Raw genomic sequence first — 16623 nt, 5'->3', positions numbered from 1 at the left:
TGCGACGAGCGCGGGGCCGCGAGGTGCCGCCCGCCGCGGCAGCGGCTGATGTCACAGCGGCGTCGGGAGCCCGGCATGATCCACACGACACCCCCAGGGGGTCTCGGCGGCGTCCGGCGGGTTGACGCGCCGCCGCGCAGAGCCGCTGTGCGTGCTCAGCTCGTGAGGGAGCAGCTCCGGCACGTGCCCTGGCCTGTCGCGGTCCACATGGCATCGCGCCAGGCCGGCGCGATCGGCAGGGCCGGGGGCCGGCCGCTGTGGAGCTTCGGACCGTTCCGGGCGGCCGACGCGGGTTGCGTCGAGGTCCAGGCCGCGAGGCGGTCGCGGACCTCCTCCTCGCGGCCGGAGGCCGCGAGCTTCTGCTGCGCGTAGACGCGCACCGTCTCCAGCATCCGGAAGCGTGAGCTGCCCGCTCCCCGCAGGGGGGCCAGGAGCGACTTGCCGACCAGCCGGCCGATGGTGTCGACCACCTCCGTGCCGGACAGGGTCGCGTCCGCGCAGAAGTGTTCCGCGGCGTCGAGGTCCCAGGTACCCGCGAGCACGGACAAGTCGCGGAAGACCCGCTTCTCCTCGGCGCCGAGGAGTTCATGGCTCCAGTCCAGCGTCGCGTACAGGCTGCGATGCCGCTCGGGAGCGGGGACCGGGGCCTGAGAGAGGATATGGAGGCCGTCGGCGAGCCGCGCCTCGATGTCCGGGACGGTGAGCATGCGGGTGCGGCCGACAGCCAGTTCGATGGCCAGCGGCAGGCAGTCCAGCCGGCGGCACACCGCTGCCGCGCTCGCCCGCGTGGCGTCGTCCCACCCCAGGTCCGGCGTGGCCGCGGTCATCCGGGCCCGGAACAGCTCGACCGCCTCGCCGAGCGGCAACGGACGCAGCGGGAAGGCCGTTTCACCGGGCACGGCCAGCGCCTCCCTGCTCGTGGCCAGCACGGTCAGGGCGGAGCAGCCGCGCATCAGGGTGTCGACGGTGTGGGCCGCCCCCTGGCGTACGTGTTCGCACGTGTCGACCACGAGGAGCATCCGCTTTCCGGCCAGCGCGGCCTTCAGACGGGCGAGTTGAGGGATCCAGTCGGGCGAATCGGGGATGGCGAGCGCCTCGGCGAACGCGGCGATCAGCCGGTCGGGGCCGGCACCCGCGGGAAGTGAGGCGAGTTCCACCAGACAGACACCGTCGGGGAATTCCTCGCTCAGACCGTCCGCCGCCTGGAGGGCGATCCGGGTCTTGCCCACGCCGCCCGGACCGACCACGGTCACCAGGCGGTTCCGCCGCACCGCTGCCGTGATGGTCCCGAGGTCCGCGCGCCGTCCGACGAACGCGTCGAGCGGCGGGACGAGTCCGCCCGTCCGGCCCGTCTCACCGGTGGTCCGGGGCCCTGGCCCGGGACCCACTCGGCTCAGGGCGTTCTGCGGCCCGGGCGGCGGCGTCGCGGCGGTGAGCCCCCTTCGCGGGGCGTTCAGTGCGTGGGTGTCGTGGGCCAGTAAAGCGGCGTGCAGTGCGCGCAAGGGAGGGGAAGGACTCACCCCCAGCGCGTCGCGGAGCACTCCGCGCGTGGCGTCGAAGACCTCGAGCGCCTCGGCCTGGTGGCCCGCTCCGTAGAGCGCCCGCATCAGCAGCCCGCGCAGACTCTCGCGCAGCGGGTGCTCGGCGACCAGCGCCTTCAGCTCCGGCACCAGGGCGACGTACTGCCCCTGGGCAAGCCGCGCCTCCGCGAGGTGCTCGGATGCCACGAGGCGCAGTTCGTGCAATCGCGCCCGCTCACCGGCGATGGCCACGGAGTCGCCCGCGCCCGCCAGCGCCGGGCCCCGCCACAGCCGCAGTGCCTCCTGCAGCACCGCCGCCGCGTCGGCCGGGCGCCCTTGGTCGAGGTGGTCGTTGCCCTCGACGGCGAGCCGTGCGAAGCGGGTCGCGTCGAGCATGTCCGCCGAGAGCCCCATCCGGTATCCGAGGCCCTTCCGGGTCTGCAGCAGGCCGCTGTTCTTGCCCAGCAGGGCGCGCAGCTTGGCTATGTGCAGGTGCAAAGCGTTGACCGGGTCCTTGACGGGTCGGCCGGCCCATAATTCCTCGATCAGAAAATCCCGTTTCACCACCGCGGGTGCTTGGACGAGCAGCAGGGTCAGCAGAGTCGACAACCGGGCGCCCCGAATGGGGAGGGAGGCACCGTGCTGCATCAGCATCTGTACCGGTCCCAGGACCTGGAAGAACATACGAACAGTATCCAGAGCGTTACTGTCCAGAGCGACCAGCTCTCGCCAGCGATGCCGTAGTTGCGTCCTAACGTCCCCAAAATACTAGTCATCTTTTTAGGACGACAGATCGAGCACAGACCGCGGCGGCGGCGGGACAGGTGCACCACAGGGCCACGACAGAACCGTTTGCTGGAATCACTTCACAGTCCAGCGCCACCCACCATTCAGGCAGGGGAGGGTCCCATGCACACGTCGTGGAGCTCCGGTCGGCCACCGCGCCCGCAGGATCGCCGATGACCGCTGCGGTGCCGCCCCGCGTGGAGGCGGCCGGGAGCGCGGGATGGGTACGCCAAGTGCTCGCCGCCCGCTGGGGACCGCGGTGGTCCGGCGTCCCCGTGCGGCCGCTCTCGGCCGGTGACACCGCGCCGCTCAGTCACACCGCGGGCCTGTGGTACGTGGAGCGCCCCGAGGCGGGCTACGTACTGAAGGTCCAGCTGAATCCCGACGCCGCACGGGAGCCGCGGTTCTATCCGCTCAAGGAAGAGGTTCTCGCGCATTGCCGCGGCCACGGGGTGCCCGCCCCGGCGGCCGTGGCGGCCTCGGACGGCGCCACCAGCGTCTGGCACGACGGGCTGGTGTGCGAACTCGCTCCGCTCGCGCCGGGCGCCGCGTCCGGCGAGCTCACGCCCGCCCAGGCCGCCGCCGTCGTACGCACCGGGCTCGGGCTGCGCCGCGCCCTGGACCGGCCGCCGGGCGGGGTGGCGGACAGGCTCGCCCCGATCCGGCTGCCCCGGCTGGTCGACGAGGAACACTGGCCGTCCGCCCTGCGGGATGCCGAGGAGCGGCTGCTGCCCCTCGCGGAGCGGCGCGGCGACAGCTGGGGCCGGGCGGCCGCCTCGGCGCTGCGCGGTGTCGTCGCGTCGGGTCGGCTGCTGCGAGAGGCCGGACCGGCCGCGGCGGGCGAACGGCCCGCCAGGCCCGCGGTGGTGCACGGCGATCTGCACTACCACCACTTTCTGTTCTCCCCCACGGGCGACGGTGCGGGCGAAGCCGGTGGCCCTGACGTCGTGGCCGTGCTGGACTTCGACAATCTGCACGTCGGCGACCGGTTGCTGGACCTCGCCTGGCTGGCCGAGATGGCGGGGCGGGTGGCCGGTGAGACCGGCCGCCGCCGCTCCCTCGCCGCGTTCCGGCAGGCGGCGACGGCCGCCGGCCTGCTCGCGCCGGGCGAGGAGCGGCTGTTGATGCCGCTCCTGATGGCCCACTCGCTGCCGGTGATCGTCGACATCGCCAAGGACATCCTGCTCAGGGACATCCTCAGCCCTGCGTGGACCGAGTACTTCGACCTCCTCGCATCCCCGCGCAGGCTTCGGATCCACCAGTCCCTCGTCTCTCCGCTCCCGCGCTGAGCGCGCCGGGGCACTCCCTCACCGAGAGAGGTTCCTCATGTCTGTCCAAGAGTCCACGCTGTCGTCGTGGCCGACCGACCTGTCCGCCTACTGCTTCGAGGTCCCGCACTCCGAGGACGCGGTGCTCTTCACCTCCGGCAAGGGAATCCGGCTGCAGGACGCCGGCGGCCGCAGCTATCTGGACGGCCTGTCGGGCGTGTTCGTCACCTGCTTCGGCTACGACTGCGAGCCCATCAAGCGGGCGGTGGAGGACCAGCTGCGGACGCTGCCCTTCAACCCGCCCCTGCACGGCACCAATCACGCCGCGCTGGAGCTGGCCCGGGGCCTGGTCGACCTGGCTCCGGACGGCATCACGGCGGCCAAGCTGGTCAACGGCGGTTCGGAGAGCGTCGAGGCGGCGGTCCGGCTGGCCCGGCTCTACCACCGTACGCACGGCAATCCCGACAAGATCAAGGTGCTCAGTCACTACCACGGGTACCACGGCGCCACCTTCGGCTCGCTGTCGCTGACCGGGCGTCCCGATGTCGGGCGCTTCGGCCCGGGCCTGGGCGGCTTCCTCCACGTCTGGCCGCCGGACTGCCTGGAGTCCTTCTGGGGCGTGCCGCCCGAGGAGTCGGGAGCGCTGGCCGCGTCGATCATCGAGCGGACGATCGAGGCCGAAGGCCCGGATTCGGTGGCCGCCCTGGTCATCGAGCCGGTCATCCATCTGCGGGGCATGGCGATCCCGTCGGCCGACTACCTCACGCGGCTCCGGGAGATCTGTGACCGGCACAACGTGCTGCTCGTCTTCGACGAGATCGTCACCGGATTCGGCCGCACCGGCAGTCCGTTCGCCGCCCAGACCTTCGGCGTCACCCCGGACATCATGTGCGTCGGCAAGGGCATTTCCGGCGGTTACGCCCCGCTGGCCGCGGTGCTGATGGCCGAGCGGGTCGCCGCGATCCTCGGTGACTCCGGCGGTCCGCTGGCCTTCGCCCCCTCGCACACGTACGCGGCCAACCCCATGGCCTCGGCCGCGGGCCTGGCCGCGGTGAACCTGTTCCGGGACGGCGACTTCCCGGCGCGGATCGGCAAGCTGTCGGAGTACATCGAGCCGCGGCTGCGGGAGCTGATCGGCGGGCGCGGCACCGTGCGGTCGATCGGACTGCTGTACGGGGTCAAACTGCGGGAGGACGGCGGCGAACGGCCGATCGGCGAACGGTTCGCCCGGGCGTGCCTGCGGCGCGGCCTGATCATCCGGGGCCAGGACGACTGGTTCGTCATGGCTCCCGCCTTCGTGACGACCGAAACCGAGGCCGACGAGATGCTGCACGTCCTCGCCGCCGCCCTCGACGAGGTGTGCGGGGGCGGTCGATGACCGGGCTGAGCAGTCTCTTCGCCGAGCCGGGCCGGGCCGCGCTGCCCCGGCTGACGCCCGAGGAGAACACGGTGGTGCGGCGCGAACTGGCCGAGCTGGAAGCGGGCGATTACAGCGGTCCGCTGCTCGACTCGCTGCGCAAGCTCGCGGCCGCCGTTCCCGAGCGGGTCCATGACGACAGCGCCCGGGTACTGCTGCGGATGCACGAGATCGCGGGCTCGGGGAACTACCAGAGCTGCCTGTCGTCCCTGCCGCTCGTACGCGCCTGCTTCGCGCTCGGACTCGTCTCCGCGGACACCGAGGAAGGCCAGGGCCCGGCCGAGCTGATCGTCGGCCGGGGACACATCGCGCCGAGCTTCTACGCCGAGCACTACGTCCGTGGCACCTTCCCGTTCACGCCGCTGGCCACCCTGCACCAGGGCGGACTGACCGGGGTGATCCACCGGGACCTGGGCTTCCGCAACACCATGCGGTACAGCCTCGGTGTGGGCGTCGCGCAGGCGGTGAGCCTCGCCACCGCGATGGCCGAGCGGGGCGACAACCGCAAGGTGGTCTGCCTGGCCGGCGACGGCGAGTTGCAGGAGGGCGTGGTCTTCGAGTGCCTGCGCTTCGCCCACGACGCGGGTCTGACCAATCTGGTCCTGGTCGTGGACGCCAACGACAAGGGCATCGAGCCGCTCCCGAGGCCGCTCAGCCGCGACTACCTGGCCGCCTATCTGCACCGCGTCGAGGAGGCCGACGGCCTGGACGAGAAGGCCGTCGCGGACTCGCTCGGCGAACTGCTGGCCGCGCCGGGATCAGCGGCGCTGGTGTGCCGGACCCGCAAGGGCGACCACAGTTTCAAGCCGAAGCCCGCCGAGGGCTCGGCCGCGCCGGCGAAGCCCGCCAAGGTGTCCTTCGCCGCGACCACCGGACGGATGCTGGCCGACCGCCAGGAGCGCACCGGGCAGGAACTCGCGGTGTTCACCGCCGACATGGCGAACCGCTTCGGGCTGCGCGGCAAGGTGCCGTACACCAACACCGGGCTCGCGGAGACGCTCAGCCTCGGCCTGACCCTCGCGCTGCCCGAGCGGACGCTGAAGGTGGTCGCCACCGACGCGATGTACTACATGGACTCGCTCAGCATGCTCACCGAGGCGACCACCAGCGTGCGCAATCTGCTGGTGCTGGCCGGGCGCAGCTGGGGGGCCTGGGGCGGCGCGCACAACGCCGCGAACCTGCTCGGCCTGGTGATGAACACCCGCGTCTACGAGCCGGTGACCGAGGCGGAGTTCGACGCCTGCCTGGACCGGCTGGACCGTGACCCGGACGTCACGCACGTTCTCAGCACGATCGACGCGAAGTTCGACCCGCCCCGGGCGGACTGCTCCGCCGACGTGGACGGCGGAGTGTGGATCACTCCGCCCGCCGCCGGTGACCTGGGGACCGCCCTGATCACCTTCGGCTACGCGACCGTACTCGTCGCGGAGGCCAACCGGGACCTCGGCCTGCCGCATCTGCACTGCGCGGCGCTCGACCCCGAGCTCGACGCGCAGACCCTCGCGCGCTTGCGCGGCAGCGAACGGCTGCTGGCCATCGAGTACAACGGGGCGCACGGCGGCTTCGGCGAGCGGCTGCGCACGAAGTATCTGCTCCCGGCCGAGGTGCACGGCGTACGGCGGGACATCGCCAACCGCGTGCACGGCAAGCAGCTCCGGCTGCACCGGATGAGCCCGGCGCAGCTGCGCGAACTGCTCGACGGAAGGCCGTCGGACGCGGACGGCGAGGACCGCCCCCGGGAGGAGGCCCGCCGTGCGGCTGCACGCGCATGACTACCGGGCGCCGGACACCTCGGGCATCGTCGACGGCGCCATCCTCATGCATCGTGAGGTGGCCGAACTGCTGGACGGCCACCGGCGCGTGGCCTGGCACGATCTGACCCGCGGCGCCGGCAGTGTCGCATCGGCCTCGCCGGGCGAGGTGGTGTACGCCGGGGCAGGACCGTACGCCTTCCTGTACCACCTGTGGCGGGAGCGTACGAAGGGCCGCTTCCGGATCGTCCGCGAGGTGCACACGGCGCTGTGGTCCGGCTACTGGGCGCAGGAGGAGCTGTGCGCGCCGCTGCTGCGCCCCGGTGACCTGGTGCTGTTCCCGACCGAGTACACGCGCCGGCTGTTCATCCGGCACCTGGCGTCGGTCACCGAGGACAACTCGGCGGTCGCCTACCCCATGCTCGACCGGCTGCCCCGGCTTCCCCCGGCCCGGATTCCGGCGCCCGACGAGCCGCTGCGCATCGGCTATCTCGGTGCTCTGTCCCTGGCGAAGAACTTCGACCAGGTGCTGTCGGTCTTCGCCCGCTGCCACCGGGCGAGCCCGGGGCGGGTGAGTCTGCTGTGCGCGGGCAAGCCGAACCATCCCCGCTGGGAGACCGATGCGGTGCTGGCGGAGCTGGGCCGCCAGGGGGTCGAGCCGGATGCCGTCCGGGTGCTCGGCGTCCTGGGGCAGCACGAACTCGCCGGGTTCTTCTCGGAGATAGATGTGCTGCTGTTCCCGAGCACGGCGTCGCGCGAGACGCTCGGCCGGGTGGTGCTGGAGGCGCTCGCCCACGGGATTCCGGTCCTGGGCGCCGATATCGGCCCGGCCGTCGAACTGCTGCCCGCGCGCAATCTGGTGCCGACGGTGCTCGACACCGGGACCGCGTTCTCCATGGGCAGGGTCGAGGCGCTCGGCCGGGTCGACGAGGACGCGCTCGTGGAGAAGCTGTGCGGCCGCGACTTCGAACCCGCGGACATGACCGCCGAGTCGCCGTACCAGGACCGGACATTCCTGCGGGCGCTGTCCGGCGAGGCGGTGCGACAAGAGATCGCCCACGACGCCCGGCTGACCGGTCGGCTGACGGTGGAGCGGCGGAAGGGCGTCGACCTGGACCGGGCGCTGGCACGGTCCGAGCAGATCTTCACCGATTTCTTCCGGCGCCGGGACGACGCCCTGCTGTCCGCGGTGGACGCCCTGCCGGAGGAGCCGGCCCAGGACCGGCGGCAGCTGCGGCGCCTGATCACCGAAGGAAGCCGCAATCTGGCGGACTACCGGGCTTTCCCCCGGCTCCTGGACGCCCTGGTGCTGCCCCCGCTCGGCTACGGCCTGACGCCGGAGCCCGTAAGCGCAACGCATGGGAAGGACATGACGGCATGACGACGACGGAATCCGGGACCGATACGGGGACGGGGACGGGGCTCGCCGACAAGGTGGCGCTGGTCATCGGCGGTGGCCGGGGCATCGGCGCGGCCGCGGTGGAAGCGCTGGCCCGGAGGGGCGCGACCGTGGTGGTGGCCGACACCGACCGGCTGCCCTCGGCGTTCAACCACTACCGGTCCACCCGGGTGAGCGGCTTCGCCGACGCCCAGAAGCTGGCGGCCCGGCTGAGCGAGGCGGGGCTGCGGGTGACCGCGGCGGAGGTCGATGCCACCGACGAGGCCGCGGTGCGCGAGCTGTACGGGTCGCTGGCAGCCGGCCCCGGACGGCTCGACGTGGTCGTCAACGCCTTCGGGGTGACCCATGTCAGCCCGGTGGAGCAGATGGAGCTCACGGAGTTCCAGCAGGTGGTGTCCGGGAATCTGGACGGCGTCTTCCTGTCCTCCAAGCACGCCGTGCCGCTGCTGCGCGACTCCGGCGGCGGGGCGATCATCAACTTCTCCTCGGTGTCGGGGCGCAGCGGCTTCGCCAAGGTGGCGCACTACTGCGCCGCGAAGTTCGGGGTGATCGGCTTCTCCTCCTCGCTCGCCCTGGAGGTGGCCCGCGACGGCATCCGGGTCAACGCGATCTGCCCCGGGATGATCCGGACCAACATGTGGAGCTATCTGCTGTCGGCGTTCGTCCGGCCCGGCGAGACCGAGGACGAGTGCTGGGAGCGGATGCGCACCATGATCCCCCAGCGGGAGTTCCAGACCCCCGAGGACATCGCGGAGCTGGTGGTCTTCCTGGCCACGGCGAAGAAGGTCACCGGCCAGGCGATCAGCGTCGACGGCGGGATGACGGCATGACGGCGACGCGGCCCACGGACGCCGCACAGCCGGAGGCCGTGTTCGGCTTCGACGAGGGCTGGAGCTGGTCGGCCGAGCCGCTCTCCTGCTCGCGTACCGGCGGGGCGCTGCGGATTTCCGCGCCGGGAGGTGCCGATCTGTTCGCCATGCCCGGCGCCCACGAGGCGAGCGGACTGCCGCTGCTCCAGCGCACCATCCGGGGCGACTTCACCGCCTGGACCCGGATCTCGGTCGACGGCGCCGCGTTCGGCGACGCGGGCGGGATCGCCCTGCACGGCCCCGAGGGCTGGCTCAAGGTCTGCGTGGAGCGGGTCAAGGCGGGTGGCTGGGCGGTGGTCACCGTGCTGTCCCGGCCGGTGTCCGACGAGGCGCTGGGGCCGGCGCTGGCCGGTCCCCAGGCGGAGCTGCTGGTGACCCGCGAGGGGCCCCGGCAGGCGGTGTTCTTCCGTGAGGCGCCGGAGGACGACTGGCGGTTCGTGCGAACGTTCTTCGGCTTCTCGGAGCCGGAGCTGCGGCTGGGGCTCTTCGTCCAGGCTCCGTTCACCCCGTCCGCCTCGGCCGTCTTCGCCCCGGTCGGGTTCCGCGCCACGGCCCTGCCCGACCGGAGGTGACCATGCCGGTGCCGCCCGCCGCACCCGCCCGGGTACGCGTCGTGGCCCCTTTGGCGCTGTCCTTGCTGCTGGGTGTGGTCACCGCGGCGCTGGGAGCGGCGTTGCCGCTGCTCAGGTCCGCGTACGGACTGCCCGAGGGGGGCGGGGCCGAGCTGGTCGGGCTGTACAACCTGGGTGCGCTCGCCGGGGTCGCCGCGTGCGGCCTCGGCGGCCGTACCGGCGCCGGGAGGTCCTCCACCGGGCGCCCGGTCCTCGCCCTGCTGGCCGCGTTCGCGGGCGGCTGCGCGGGGATGGCGCTCGCGCCCACCTGGTGGCTGCTGAACGCGTTCGCCACGGCGACGGGCTTCGGTTTCGGCGGGCTGCTGCTGTATCTGAACGCCTTCTTCGGCCGCTTCCCGGGGCGGCGCGGGCTGCTGCTGATGAATCTGCTGCACGCGTGCTTCGGCGCGGGCGCCACCGTGGGACCGCTGCTGGTGGGCCGGTTCGGTGAGGTGTCGTGGCTGCTGCTGGTGACGGCGGGGCTGACGGCGCCGCTCCTCCGGCCGGCCCGGCACCTCGGCACGGCGGGCCCCGGCGCCCCGCCCACGCCCGGCACCGATACCGCCACCGGCGCCCCGGCCGGGCGCCGGAGCCTGCCCCTGCTGATCGTGTTCGCGGCCGTGGCCTTCCTGTACGCGGGCGTGGAGGCCGGTACCGGCGCGCTGGAGTCCACCCACCTGGAGGCCGCGGGCCGTTCCGCCGAGGGGGCCGCCGGGCTCACCGCGCTGTTCTGGGCGGGCCTCACCGCCGGCCGGGTGGTGCTGCCGCCCGTGACGCACCGGCTGCGCCCACCGCGGCTGGTCCTGCTCTGCCTGCTCGCCGCCACCGGCCTGCTCCTCACCACGCTCGACGGCCGCTGGGCACCGGCGGGTTACGGGCTGGCCGGGTTCGCGCTGGGCACGGTCTTCCCGACCGTGCTCGTCTGGGCCACCGCCGTCCTGCCGCTCCCCCCGGAGCGCGTCAGCGCCGTTCTGCTGCTGACCAACCTGATCGGCAGCGCGGCCCTGCCGCCCCTGCTGGGCCTGTTCGCCGCCCCGGCCCGGGCAGCCGTGTCGATTCCGCTGTCGATCGCCACTCTCACCCTGCTGTGCGGCCTGGCCGTCACGGCCGCCGTCGCCCTGGCCCCGCGGGCGGATCCGACCGCCGCCCGCCGGCACCCCGCCGACCGACCCGACCAGAAGGTAAAAACATGACCTCACCGCAGCCCGTCACCGAGTTGTTCTGGGCGTACTGGAAGACCAAGACGATGCTCAGCGCCATCGAGCTGGGCGTCTTCACCGAGCTGGCCAAGGAGCCGCTGCACGGGGACGAGCTGGCCGGCCGGCTCGGTCTCGGCCCCGGCGCCGTCGGCGACTTCCTGGACGCCCTGGTGGCGCTCGACCTGCTGGACCGTACCGGCGACGTCTACGCCAACACCCCCGCGGCCGGCGAATACCTGGACGCGGGCAAGCCCGCCACCTATCTCGGCGACAGCTACCTGACCCAGTGCGCGGGCCTGGCCGACGACCTGACGGGGGTGCTGCGGACCGGCGAGGCGCTGCGCGGGGCCCGTACCGGCCGGGACTTCTACGCCGACACGTACGCGACGGCGAACTCGGTCCGCGCCTTCCAGCGGGACATGACGGCGCTGAGCATCGGCTCGGCGCGGGTGATCGCGGAGAGCTTCCCCTGGGACGGCTACCGCTCGCTCGCCGACATCGGCACGTCCGAGGGCGCGCTGCCCGGCCGGATCCTGCTGCGCCACCCGCACCTGACCGCGGTCGGCTTCGACCTGCCACAGGCCCGCGAGGGGTTCGAGGAGTACACCGGCGCGCTCGGCCTCGCCGAACGGATGAGCTTCAGGCCCGGGGACTTCTTCCGCGACGAACTGCCCTCGGCCGACGTGCTGGTGTTCGGGCACATCCTGCACAACTGGGGGCTGGAGGAGAAGCGGCTGCTGCTGGACAAGGCGTACCGGGCGCTGCCGGAGGGCGGGGCCGTGCTGATCTACGAGACGCTGATCGACGGCGACCGGCGGAGCAACGCGGTCGGGCTGATCCTCAGCCTCATGATGCACCTGGAGGTCCCCGGCGGCTTCGACTACACCGGTCCCGAGTGCCAGGAATGGCTGCGTGAGGCGGGCTTCCGGGAGACCCGCGTGGAACACCTGGACGGTCCGGAATCCATGATCATCGGATTCAAGTGAGCGGGGCGGGCACACAGCCGGCGACGGCCGCCGCGAGCGACCTCGTCATGTTCTGGAACCTGTACGAGGCGGGCATCGACCGGCTGGAAGGCCGGGACGAACGCTGGCTGCTGCAGCGGGACATCGTCGCGGAACACCGGCCCCGGGTGCTGATGACCACCGAGGGGTGGGGCTGGGACCGGGACGCAGGGCGGTTCTTCGAGGACGCCAAGGCCGGGTTCGGCATGGACGGCGCGCTGTTCACCGCGAAGACCGGCTGCCATCTGGCGATCTTCTGGCAGCGGGACATCGAACCGGTGGAGACCGAGCGGATACCGCCCGACCTCGCCGCCTGGCACGGCCACGGCAGCGTCACGCTGCGGCTGCCCGGATGGTCGCACGAGCTGCGGTTCGTCGTGGCTCATCTGGACCCGTTCAGCCCCACGAACCGGCGGATCGAGTCCGACCGGCTGCGCCGGTACGCGAACCCCGGCGCGCCGGCCCCCACGGTCATGGCCATGGACGCGAACTCCCTCCCGCCGGACGATCCGGAGCCGGACTGGACGACCGTGCCCCGCCACCGCCGCGACGACCACCGGTGGCCCGGCGAGAAGCACGCCGACCGCGCTCCGCTGCGGCGGCTGCTGGGCGAGGCCGAGGATCCGCTGTTCGTCGACGCGGGAGCCCATACGGGGGACCGCTCGCCGACCTTCGGGCACCACCCGCCGGGCCAGGCGCCGCGCCGCATCGACGTGTTCCTGCTCTCGCCGGCCCTGACCGGGGCGCTGGCCTCGTACCAGGCGGTGGACGATCCCCGGCTGCTCCCGCACGACGGACGGCCGGGCGCCTCCGACCACCGGCCGATCGCCCTCCGGCTCCGCCGCCGGTGACCGGCCCTCTCGGAAAGGTCTCTCCATGGACGATGACAGGGAAGCGGCCGACGAGCGGGGACACCTGGCCGCGCTCAAGGCCCGGATGGCCGGTGGACTGCCGTACGTGTCCACCGAGCCGGCCCTGATGCCCTACCGGGAGCGCTGTGCCCGGCTCCTGGACGCGTTCAACGCGACCGCGCTCACCGACGAGGAGGCCCGGCAGCCGATTCTCCACGAGCTGCTCGGCCGGGTCGGGCCCGGCGGCTGGGTGATGCCCCGGTTCCTGTGCGAATTCGGCTTCTTCATCGAGCTCGGCGCCGAGACCAGGATCAACTTCGACGCCGTGCTTCTGGACTGCGCGCCGATCGTGCTGGGTTCGCGCGTCTGGCTGGCGCCGAGGTGCCAGCTCTACACCGCCGACCACGACCTCGACCCCGGGCGGCGGAGCGCCATGTGGGAGCGGGCCCGGCCGATCACCATCGGGGACGACGTGTGGCTCGGCGGCGGGGTGATCGTGCTGCCGGGGGTGACCATCGGCGAACGGACCGTCGTGGGCGCCGGAAGCGTGGTCACGAAGGACCTGCCGGCCGACGTGATCGCGGCGGGCAACCCCGCCCGCGTGATCCGCGAGGTGCCACGGCCACAGCCGTGAACCCACTCCCCCCTGACGTACCCACGAAAGGTTCCTGATGGACCCAGCGATCCAGGCCATCGTCTTCGACCACGACGGAGTGCTGGTCGACTCGATCCGCCCCCATTTCCTCGCCTGCTCCGCCTTGTTCCGGGAGCACGGCGCGGAACTCCCCCAGGATTGGTGGGCGCGGGAGGTCTGCGGCAGCCCCGACGCGCACCCCCTGCTGTTCGGCATGCTGCGGAACTCCGCCGGGGCCGCCACCGGTACCGACGCCCAGCTCCAGGACCGGCTGGAGGTGCTGTGGGCCGAGCACTTCACCCCCGAGAACGTGCGGTTGATGCCGGGAGTCCGCGAACTGCTCGCCGCCCTGCGGGCCGTGGGTCTGCCGCTCGCGGTCGCCTCGTCGGCGGACGAGGGCTGGGTGCGGCGCTGGCTGCGCCACTACGGACTCGACGCCGGCTTCGCGGCGGTCGTCACCGGTGACCAGGTACCGCGACGGAAGCCCGACCCCGCCGTATACCTGGAGACGGCCGCGCGGCTTTCGGTGGCGCCGCGGCGCTGCGTCGTCTTCGAGGACTCGGTGAGCGGGGTCGCGGCGGCCCGGGCGGCGGGCATGACGGTGCTGGCCGTTCCCACCCCGCTGACGAGTGCGTGCGACTACGCGCTCGCCCACCGCGTACTGCCCGATCTGACGGCGGTCGACGTGGCGGAGCTGTTCCTCGCGGATCCGGCCCGGGCCGGGCAGCCGTGACGGCGGATACGGCGCGACCCGCGCGCTCCGTACGGTCGGTGCCCCAGGTCCGGGCCTGGTGGCGGAGCGCGGTGATCTACGAGATCTACCTGCGCAGCTTCGCCGATGGCAATGGGGACGGCACGGGCGACCTCGCCGGGGTCCGGGCCCGGCTGCCGTATCTGGCGCGGCTCGGCGTGGACGCCCTGTGGTTCACGCCGTGGTACCCCTCGCCCATGGCCGACGGCGGCTACGACGTCGTGGACTACCACGGTGTCGACCCGCTGTTCGGCACCCTCGACGAGGCCGAGCGGCTCATCGCCGAAGCCCTTGAGCTGGGCATCCGTACGGTCGTGGATATCGTGCCGAACCACGTCTCCAGCGCCCATCCGTGGTTCCGCGCGGCGCTCGCCGCGCCTCCCGGCTCCCCGGAGCGCGCGCTGTTCCACTTCCGTCCCGGGCGCGGCCCCTCGGGTCAGGAGCCGCCCAACAACTGGCGTTCGGAGTTCGGCGGCCCGGCCTGGACGCGGACCGCCGGGCCGGACGGAAGCCCCGGCGAGTGGTTCCTGCACCTTTTCTCCCCCGACCAGCCCGACCTCAACTGGGGCCACCCCCGGGTGCGCGACGCCCACGAGGAGGTACTGCGGTTCTGGCTGGACCGCGGGGTCGCGGGGCTGCGCGTGGACTCCGCGACCCTGCTCGCCAAGGACCCGGCCCTGCCCGACCTCGCCGACCCCGGCCTCGCCCCGGAGGATCCCTCGCACCCGTACGCCGACCGCGAGGAACTCCACGGCCTCTACCGCTCCTGGCGGCGGATCACCGACTCCTATCCCGGCGACCGCGCGCTCGTCGGCGAGATGTGGCTGCACGAGCCTGGGCGCTTCGCCCGCTATCTGCGCCCCGACGAGCTGCACACCGCCTTCAACCTCGACTTTCTGCGCACTCCCTGGGACGCCGATCAGCTGCGCCGGTGCGTCGACGCCACGCTCGCCGCGCACGGCGGCGCCCCCGCCTGCTGGGTGCTGTGCAATCACGACGTGACGCGCACCGTCACCCGCTACGGCCGGGCCGGCACCGGCTTCGACTTCGCGGCCAAGGCCCACGGCACGCCGACGGATCTCGCCCTGGGGACCCGTCGGGCCAGGGCCGCAGCGCTGCTCACCCTTGCCCTGCCGGGATCCGTCTACCTCTACCAGGGTGAGGAGCTGGGCCTGCCGGAGGTCGAGGACATTCCGGCGGACCGGCTGCGCGATCCGATGCACTTCCGCTCGGGCGGCGCGGATCCGGGGCGCGACGGGTGCCGGGTGCCGCTGCCGTGGAGCGGTGCCGCCCCGCCGTACGGCTTCACCGGTGAGGACGCCGAGCCGTGGCTGCCGCAGCCGAAGGGGTGGGCGGAGCTCACCGTCGAGGCGCAGGAGGGCCGGGCCGGATCGATGCTGGAGCTGTACCGGGAGGCGCTGCGCCTGCGCAGGGCGCTGCCCGCGCTGCACGGCGCGCCGCTGGAGTGGCTGCCCGGCGGCCCCGGCGTGCTCGCCTTCCGGCGCGGTGACGTGGTGTGCGTGGTGAACCTCTCGGAACGCGCCGTCCCGCTGCCCGAGGGCCACACCGTCCTGCTGACCAGCGAGCCGGGACCGCCGGACGGCGCCGCGCTCTCTCCGGACGCGGCGGCGTGGACCATGCGGGACGGGAAGGGCGGCGGACATGCGTAGCGCGGCAGTGATCGGAACCGGCCTCATCGGCACCTCGGTGGCCCTCGCCCTCACCGGCCAAGGGGTCACCACCTACCTCCAGGACCGGGATCCGGAGGCGGCCAGGACCGCCGCGGCCCTGGGCGCCGGCCTCGCCGCCACCCCGCGCGCCCCGGTCGACCTGGCGGTCGTCGCGGTGCCGCCCGCGCATACGGCGTCGGTGCTCAAGGAGTATCAGGATCGCACGCTGGCACGCTTCTTCACCGACGTGGCCAGCGTCAAGATGCGCCCCCTGATGGACGCCGCGTCGGCCGGCTGCGACCTGACGGCCTACGTCGGTGGACACCCCATGGCGGGGCGGGAGTTGTCGGGCCCGCTGGCCGCCCGCGCGGACCTCTTCCAAGGCCGTACGTGGGTGCTCACCCCCTCCGCGTTCTCCCGCGCCGAGGCCCTGCACCACGCCACCGAGCTGATCGAGCTGTGCGGCGGCCGGCCGGTGATCATGGGGCACGCCGAGCACGACCGGGCGGTCGCCCTGACCTCGCACGCCCCCCACATGGTGGCGAGCCTGCTGGCCGGCCGGCTGCTCGGTGCCGAGACGGCACAGCTGCGGCTGGTGGGCAAGGGGCTGCGGGACGCGACCCGCATCGCGGCGGGAGACGCCGGGCTGTGGGCCGACATCATCGGCTCGAACGCGGGCCCCGTCGCGCGCGTACTGGCCGAACTGGCCGAGGAGCTCGGCACGGTCGTCGCGGCGCTGCGCGAGCTGGACGACGACTCCACCGCGTGTCCCCGCGGGAAGGGGGCGGCGGAACTTCTGGCGGCGCTCGCACGGGGTGAGGAAGGACGGTTGCGGATCGTCGACGCCGAGCGGCCGGCCGACCCGGCGCGGGCCGCCCGCTGAACTTGGCCGA

At 73.0% G+C, this 16623-nt stretch carries 14 protein-coding genes; 13 read left to right on the top strand and 1 reads right to left on the bottom strand.

The genetic code is table 11. The annotated features are described in order from the left end of the window. Positions 1-155 precede the first annotated feature (155 nt). Complete coding sequence (locus ABZ562_RS38985) at positions 156-2204, bottom strand: BTAD domain-containing putative transcriptional regulator (RefSeq protein ID WP_361489567.1); 2049 nt, start codon at positions 2202-2204, stop codon at positions 156-158. 275 nt (positions 2205-2479) lie between these two features. Here ABZ562_RS38985 and ABZ562_RS38980 point away from each other — a divergent pair, with 275 nt between their 5' ends. Genes ABZ562_RS38980 through ABZ562_RS38920 form a run of 13 tightly spaced genes read left to right on the top strand, consistent with a single transcriptional unit; the run spans position 2480 to position 16613 of the window. Then, positions 2480-3595, top strand: coding sequence for a phosphotransferase (locus tag ABZ562_RS38980; protein ID WP_361489565.1), 1116 nt, complete (start codon positions 2480-2482; stop codon positions 3593-3595). 37 nt (positions 3596-3632) lie between these two features. Further along, a complete protein-coding gene (locus tag ABZ562_RS38975) occupies positions 3633-4952 on the top strand; it encodes an aminotransferase class III-fold pyridoxal phosphate-dependent enzyme (RefSeq protein WP_361489563.1) in 1320 nt (439 codons plus the stop codon). Then, a complete protein-coding gene (locus ABZ562_RS38970; protein WP_361489560.1) occupies positions 4949-6763 on the top strand; it encodes a 1-deoxy-D-xylulose-5-phosphate synthase N-terminal domain-containing protein in 1815 nt (604 codons plus the stop codon). Before ABZ562_RS38975 ends, ABZ562_RS38970 begins: the two co-directional genes overlap by 4 nt. Beyond that, on the top strand, positions 6744-8123 hold the full coding sequence (locus ABZ562_RS38965; RefSeq protein WP_361489558.1) for a glycosyltransferase: 1380 nt from the start codon (positions 6744-6746) through the stop codon (positions 8121-8123). Before ABZ562_RS38970 ends, ABZ562_RS38965 begins: the two co-directional genes overlap by 20 nt. After that, positions 8120-8971 carry an SDR family NAD(P)-dependent oxidoreductase gene (locus ABZ562_RS38960; RefSeq protein WP_361489555.1) on the top strand — a complete coding sequence of 284 codons (852 nt, stop codon included), beginning with the start codon at positions 8120-8122 and terminating at the stop codon, positions 8969-8971. The genes ABZ562_RS38965 and ABZ562_RS38960 overlap by 4 nt, the downstream gene beginning before the upstream one ends. Beyond that, on the top strand, positions 8968-9582 hold the full coding sequence (locus tag ABZ562_RS38955; protein WP_361489553.1) for a DUF1349 domain-containing protein: 615 nt from the start codon (positions 8968-8970) through the stop codon (positions 9580-9582). The genes ABZ562_RS38960 and ABZ562_RS38955 overlap by 4 nt, the downstream gene beginning before the upstream one ends. 2 nt (positions 9583-9584) lie before the next feature. Next, positions 9585-10814, top strand: coding sequence for an MFS transporter (locus tag ABZ562_RS38950; protein ID WP_361489550.1), 1230 nt, complete (start codon positions 9585-9587; stop codon positions 10812-10814). Further along, on the top strand, positions 10811-11806 hold the full coding sequence (locus ABZ562_RS38945; RefSeq protein ID WP_361489547.1) for a methyltransferase: 996 nt from the start codon (positions 10811-10813) through the stop codon (positions 11804-11806). The genes ABZ562_RS38950 and ABZ562_RS38945 overlap by 4 nt, the downstream gene beginning before the upstream one ends. A 47-nt stretch (positions 11807-11853) precedes the next feature. Continuing rightward, the gene (locus tag ABZ562_RS38940; RefSeq protein WP_361489545.1) at positions 11854-12675 is read left to right on the top strand and encodes an endonuclease/exonuclease/phosphatase family protein; all 822 of its coding nucleotides are present in this window, start codon (positions 11854-11856) and stop codon (positions 12673-12675) included. Between the two features lie 25 nt (positions 12676-12700). Then, the gene (locus ABZ562_RS38935) at positions 12701-13309 is read left to right on the top strand and encodes a sugar O-acetyltransferase (RefSeq protein ID WP_361489542.1); all 609 of its coding nucleotides are present in this window, start codon (positions 12701-12703) and stop codon (positions 13307-13309) included. A 37-nt stretch (positions 13310-13346) separates the two neighbouring features. After that, complete coding sequence (locus ABZ562_RS38930; RefSeq protein ID WP_361489539.1) at positions 13347-14042, top strand: HAD family phosphatase; 696 nt, start codon at positions 13347-13349, stop codon at positions 14040-14042. A gap of 38 nt (positions 14043-14080) precedes the next feature. Continuing rightward, complete coding sequence (locus tag ABZ562_RS38925; protein WP_361489536.1) at positions 14081-15730, top strand: glycoside hydrolase family 13 protein; 1650 nt, start codon at positions 14081-14083, stop codon at positions 15728-15730. Next, positions 15723-16613, top strand: a complete 891-nt coding sequence (locus ABZ562_RS38920; protein WP_361489533.1) for a prephenate dehydrogenase — start codon at positions 15723-15725, stop codon at positions 16611-16613. The genes ABZ562_RS38925 and ABZ562_RS38920 overlap by 8 nt, the downstream gene beginning before the upstream one ends. Positions 16614-16623: the final 10 nt, after the last annotated feature.

Source organism: Streptomyces sp. NPDC019937 (genome assembly GCF_040631655.1).
Lineage (GTDB): Bacteria > Actinomycetota > Actinomycetes > Streptomycetales > Streptomycetaceae > Streptomyces.
Note: the sequence above shows the minus strand (reverse complement) of the source record. Positions and strands in the feature narration are given on the sequence as shown.

Excerpts from the sequence above, each read along its gene's own strand:
- ABZ562_RS38985 (WP_361489567.1), bottom strand. The coding sequence starts at position 2,204 with ATGTTCTTCCAGGTCCTGGGACCGGTACAGATGCTGATGCAGCACGGT.
- ABZ562_RS38975 (WP_361489563.1), top strand. The coding sequence starts at position 3,633 with ATGTCTGTCCAAGAGTCCACGCTGTCGTCGTGGCCGACCGACCTGTCC.
- ABZ562_RS38930 (WP_361489539.1), top strand. The coding sequence starts at position 13,347 with ATGGACCCAGCGATCCAGGCCATCGTCTTCGACCACGACGGAGTGCTG.
- ABZ562_RS38945 (WP_361489547.1), top strand. The coding sequence starts at position 10,811 with ATGACCTCACCGCAGCCCGTCACCGAGTTGTTCTGGGCGTACTGGAAG.
- ABZ562_RS38920 (WP_361489533.1), top strand. The coding sequence starts at position 15,723 with ATGCGTAGCGCGGCAGTGATCGGAACCGGCCTCATCGGCACCTCGGTG.
- ABZ562_RS38940 (WP_361489545.1), top strand. The coding sequence starts at position 11,854 with ATGTTCTGGAACCTGTACGAGGCGGGCATCGACCGGCTGGAAGGCCGG.
- ABZ562_RS38960 (WP_361489555.1), top strand. The coding sequence starts at position 8,120 with ATGACGACGACGGAATCCGGGACCGATACGGGGACGGGGACGGGGCTC.
- ABZ562_RS38950 (WP_361489550.1), top strand. The coding sequence starts at position 9,585 with ATGCCGGTGCCGCCCGCCGCACCCGCCCGGGTACGCGTCGTGGCCCCT.
- ABZ562_RS38970 (WP_361489560.1), top strand. The coding sequence starts at position 4,949 with ATGACCGGGCTGAGCAGTCTCTTCGCCGAGCCGGGCCGGGCCGCGCTG.
- ABZ562_RS38955 (WP_361489553.1), top strand. The coding sequence starts at position 8,968 with ATGACGGCGACGCGGCCCACGGACGCCGCACAGCCGGAGGCCGTGTTC.
- ABZ562_RS38935 (WP_361489542.1), top strand. The coding sequence starts at position 12,701 with ATGGACGATGACAGGGAAGCGGCCGACGAGCGGGGACACCTGGCCGCG.
- ABZ562_RS38980 (WP_361489565.1), top strand. The coding sequence starts at position 2,480 with ATGACCGCTGCGGTGCCGCCCCGCGTGGAGGCGGCCGGGAGCGCGGGA.